The organism is Streptomyces sp. URMC 127 (assembly GCF_051386535.1).
In the GTDB taxonomy this organism is placed as follows: domain Bacteria; phylum Actinomycetota; class Actinomycetes; order Streptomycetales; family Streptomycetaceae; genus Streptomyces.
Map to the genome: position 1 here is coordinate 1 of NZ_JBPQTW010000348.1, position 4,122 is coordinate 4,122.

The 4,122-nt window shown below is 73.2% G+C and carries 4 protein-coding genes; all 4 read left to right on the top strand.

Annotated features, from left to right (window positions below):
• Positions 1-348 (top strand): bifunctional ornithine acetyltransferase/N-acetylglutamate synthase (locus tag ACSNOH_RS33660; protein ID WP_436725246.1); only part of this gene is annotated, 348 nt, incomplete at its 5' end.
• Positions 345-1,235, top strand: coding sequence for an acetylglutamate kinase (argB, locus tag ACSNOH_RS33665; RefSeq protein WP_436725247.1), 891 nt, complete (start codon positions 345-347; stop codon positions 1,233-1,235). The genes ACSNOH_RS33660 and argB, both read left to right, overlap by 4 nt.
• A complete protein-coding gene (locus ACSNOH_RS33670; RefSeq protein ID WP_436725248.1) occupies positions 1,232-2,476 on the top strand; it encodes an acetylornithine transaminase in 1,245 nt (414 codons plus the stop codon). The genes argB and ACSNOH_RS33670 overlap by 4 nt, the downstream gene beginning before the upstream one ends.
• 167 nt (positions 2,477-2,643) lie before the next feature.
• Positions 2,644-4,023 carry a lysine N(6)-hydroxylase/L-ornithine N(5)-oxygenase family protein gene (locus ACSNOH_RS33675; protein WP_436725249.1) on the top strand — a complete coding sequence of 460 codons (1,380 nt, stop codon included), beginning with the start codon at positions 2,644-2,646 and terminating at the stop codon, positions 4,021-4,023.
• Positions 4,024-4,122: the final 99 nt, after the last annotated feature.

Here is a 4,122-nt window from a genome sequence, read left to right on the forward strand (position 1 = left end):
GTGATCAACGCGGCCAGCGAGGACGACGCCGTCGAGGTCGGGCGGTCCATCGCCCGTAACAACCTCCTCAAGTGTGCTCTGCACGGTGAGGATCCGAACTGGGGCCGTGTGCTGTCCGCGATCGGTACGACGTCCGCGGCGTTCGATCCGGACCGGCTCAACGTGGCGATCAACGATGTCCGGGTGTGCCGCAACGGCTCCGTCGGCGACGACCGCGACCTCGTCGACATGCGCCCCCGCGAGGTGCACATCGTCGCCGACCTCGCGGCCGGCGACGCCACGGCGACCGTCCGCACCAACGACCTCACCGCCGACTACGTCCACGAGAACAGCGCTTACTCCTCATGACCACCAAAGCCCGTACCGTCCTCGAAGCGCTGCCCTGGCTCCGGCGCTTCCACGGCAAGACCGTCGTCATCAAGTTCGGCGGCAACGCCATGGTCGACGACCAGCTCAAAGCCGCCTTCGCCCAGGACGTCGTCTGCCTGCGGTACGCGGGGCTGCGCCCCGTCGTCGTGCACGGCGGCGGCCCGCAGATCAGCGCGCACCTCGACCGGCTGGGCATCGCCTCGGAGTTCAAGGCCGGCCTGCGCGTGACCACCCCGGAGGCCATGGACGTCGTCCGCATGGTCCTCGCCGGGCAGGTGCAGCGCGAACTCGTGGGTCTGATCAACCGTCACGGCCCGTTTGCTGTCGGGATGACCGGCGAGGACGCCCACACCATGACCGCCGTCCGGCGGATGGCCGAGGTGGACGGCGAGCCCGTGGACATCGGGCTGGTCGGCGACATCGTGGACGTGGACCCGGAGACCCTGGAGGCCCTGCTCGGCTGCGGCCGCATCCCCGTCGTCTCGCCCGTCGCGCGCGGCGCCGGCGGCGAGGTCTACAACATCAACGCCGATCTGGCCGCCGCCGCCCTCGCCGAGGCGCTGCGAGCCGAGAAGCTGATCGTCCTCACCGACGTGGAGGGTCTGTACGCGGACTGGCCGCACAGCACGGACGTCATCCGCAGCCTGACGGTCAGTCAACTGAAGGCGTTGCTGCCCGACTTGGCGAGCGGCATGGTGCCGAAGATGGAGGGCTGTCTGCGGGCGGTCCGCGGGGGCGTGGGCGCGGCGCACGTCCTGGACGGCCGGGTGCCGCACTCCCTGCTGCTGGAGGTCTTCACGGGCGAGGGCACCGGCACCGCCGTCGTCCCGGACCCGGCCGCGATCCGGGAGCAGGTGCCCGCGTGAGCGAGCGGCAGGACAACCCGTGTCCGGCCGGGCGGGGCGCCGCGCTGACGCAACGGTGGCGTGGCGCCTTGATGGACACGTACGGCACGCCCCCGCTGGCGCTGGTACGCGGCGAAGGGGCGACGGTCCGGGACGCGGACGGCCGGACGTACCTCGATCTCGTCGGCGGGATCGCCGTCAACGCCCTCGGCCACGGGCACCCGGCGGTCGTCCGGGCGGTGTCCGGCCAGATCGCCGCCCTCGGGCACGTGTCCAACCTGTACGCGGCCGAGCCGCCCGTACGGCTGGCCGAGCGGCTGCTGGAGCTGGCCGGCCGGGAGGGCCGGGTGTTCTTCTCCAACTCGGGCGCGGAGGCCGTCGAAGCGGCGTTCAAGATCGCGCGCCGGACCGGGCGCACCCGGATGGTCGCCGCGGCCGGCGGTTTCCACGGCCGCACGATGGGCGCGCTGGCGCTGACCGGCCAGCCCGCCAAGCAGGATCCCTTCCTGCCCCTGCCCGGCGAGGTGACGCACGTGCCGTACGGGGACGTGCAGGCGCTGCGGGCCGCGGTGGACGAGCGGACGGCGGCGGTGTTCCTGGAGCCCGTACAGGGCGAGAACGGCGTGGTGCCCGCCCCACCGGGCTATCTGCGGGCGGCCCGGGAGGCCACCGCGGCCGCCGGGGCGCTGCTCGTCCTGGACGAGGTCCAGACGGGGATCGGGCGGACCGGGCACTGGTTCGCCCACGAGGCCGCGGGGGTGGAACCGGACGTCGTGACCCTCGCGAAGGGCCTCGGCGGCGGCCTGCCCATTGGGGCCACCGTGGCCTTCGGGCGCGCTGCCGGGCTGCTGACGCCCGGTCAGCACGGTTCCACGTTCGGCGGCAACCCGGTGGCCTGCGCGGCTGCCCTGGCCGTCCTCGCGACGATCGAGGCCGACGGCCTGCTGGGGCACGTGCGGCGCGTGGGGGAGCGGTTGCGGGCCGGCATCGAGGGCACGGGCCATCCGCTGCTGCGCGAAGTGCGCGGAGCGGGCCTGCTGCTGGGCGTGGTGCTCACCGCGCCGGTGGCCGCACGGGTGCAGCGGGCCGCGCTGGAGGCGGGGTTCCTGGTGAACGCGGCGGTCCCGGACGTGCTGCGGCTCGCGCCCCCGCTCGTCCTCGGTGAGGAGCAAGTGGACGCCTTTGTCCGCGCGTTGCCGCGCGTGCTGGACGCCGCCGGGAGCGATGGAGCAGCCGGAGCAGACGGAACAGACGGAGCTTGACAGTCCACCTGGCCTGAAAGTTAGGTTAGGCTAACCTAAGCATTCACGTTCTTGGGTTGCCCCCTCCACGCCCCCTGACCTGCACAACGGGTCCTGCACAGCGGGTTCCGCACGGCGGGTCACGCCGGTACGGCGTCGCGGGAAGAGCAGCCAACGAAAGGATGAGCATGTCGGTACGGCGCGGGGACTCCGCACACACGGGGTGCGGCCCCATCGAGGACCTCGTCGGCATAGGCTTCGGCCCCGCCAACCTCGCCCTCGCCATCGCGATCGACGACCACAACCGCCGCAACCCCGGCAGCGAGCTCCGCGCAGGATTCCTGGAGCGCCAGGAGCGCTTCGGCTGGCACCGCGGCATGCTCATCGAGGGCGCGACCATGCAGGTGTCCTTCCTCAAGGACCTCGTCACCCAGCGGGACCCCGGCAGCCGCTTCTCCTTCCTGCACTACCTGCAGGAGCGCGGCCGGCTCGCCGACTTCATCAACCAGAAGACGTTCTTCCCCACGCGCGTCGAGTTCCACGACTACCTCAGCTGGTGCGCCGCCGAGTTCGCCTCCGCCGTCGACTACGGCCGGGCCGCCGTCGCGCTGCACCCCGTGCGGGACGCCGACGGCGTCATCGACCACCTGGACGTCGTCTCCCGCGCCGCGCACGGCCCCGCCGACGAGAGCGTCCGCCGCACGCGCAACGTCGTCCTCGGCACCGGCCTCACCCCGCGCCTGCCCGACGGCGTCACCGCCGGCCCGCACGTGTGGCACAACCGCGACCTGCTCTTCCGCGCGGCCGGGCTCACCGCCACGCCGCACCGCCGCTTCGTCGTCGTCGGCGCGGGCCAGTCCGCCGCCGAGAGCGCCGAATACCTCCACCGCACCTTCCCCGGCGCCGAGGTCTGCGCCGTCTTCTCGCGCTACGGCTACAGCCCCGCCGACGACAGCCCCTACGCCAACCGCATCTTCGACCCCGCCGCCGTCGACCACTTCTACGACGCGCCCGAGGACGTCAAGCAGGCCCTCCTCGGCTACCACGCCAACACCAACTACTCGGTCGTCGACGGAGAGCTGATCGAAGCGCTCTACCGCACCGCGTACCAGGAGAAGGTCCAGGGGCGCGAGCGGCTGCGCATCCTCAACACCAGCCGCCTCACCGCCGTCGAGGACATCCCGGGCGGCGGGGCGCGGGCCGTGATCCGCTCCCTCGCCACGGGCGAGGAGCTCGTCCTCGACTGCGACGCCGTCGTCCTCGCCACCGGCTACCGGCCCGCCGATCCGGCCGAGCTGCTCGGCGACCTGGCCGCGGAGTGCCTGACGGACGAGCAGGGGCGGCTGCGCATCGACCGCGACCACCGCGTCCTGACCACCGGGCGCGTCCGCGCCGGCATCTACCTCCAGGGCGGCGGCACCGAGCACACCCACGGCATCACGTCGACGCTGCTCTCCACGCTCGCGATCCGCTCGGGCGAGATCTGCGACTCGCTGGTCCTCGGCCGTACGGACGTCCTTGCGGACAGCAATGCGGGTGCGCTGGCCGGCGCGCCGGGGCGGGCGTGACCGCCACCGGGCCGGCCGCGCGGGCCGGCTGAACCGGCGGCCGCCAGGCGGCCTGCTGCGCCCGTACGCAGCAACCACCCACCTCCCGCCCCCGAAGGG

Bases quoted from the DNA above. Each gene is read 5' to 3' on its own strand.
- argB (WP_436725247.1), top strand. From the start codon at position 345: ATGACCACCAAAGCCCGTACCGTCCTCGAAGCGCTGCCCTGGCTCCGG.
- ACSNOH_RS33675 (WP_436725249.1), top strand. From the start codon at position 2,644: ATGTCGGTACGGCGCGGGGACTCCGCACACACGGGGTGCGGCCCCATC.